We start from the raw sequence: 450 nt of genomic DNA on the forward strand, positions 1-450 counted from the left end.
ACTTTAAGATCCCCAATATTACAATCAGCAGCCATTCGCTACGATCCAGTTTTATGCCCACCAGGTCATCTGCAACAACTTCATATTGATTACGCAGGTAATGGGCCAACTGGTTAGATTGCTCATCCAGTTGCTGATAAGTAAGGGAGACATCTTCAAATACCAACGCTACTGCATCCGGTGTTTTTGCTACCTGTTCTGCGAATAGGTGCACCAGGGTTTTATCTTCCGGGTAAGCAGCAGCCGTATCATTAAAACTATAAAGTAGATGCGATTTTTCTGTTTCACTTAAATAATCCAGCTGCCCGATAGCGGTGGCCGGATTTTTAAGAATAGCTGCCAGCAGCTGATCCAGGTGTGTTGCTATTGTGAGTACGGTATCATGGTAAAACAGGTCACTGTTATATTCTATGCTGAGATGTAGTCCATCCTGCCGTGGCTCAAATATGA

The 450-nt window shown here is 43.8% G+C and carries 1 protein-coding gene; it reads right to left on the minus strand.

Annotated elements, in window-relative coordinates; translation table 11 throughout:
* Positions 1 to 450: AMP-binding protein (locus tag AC1DFM_RS34795; protein WP_477081383.1), on the minus strand; the 450-nt coding region annotated here is incomplete at both ends.

It is taken from the genome of Chitinophaga sp. 05T412, from assembly GCF_056396465.1.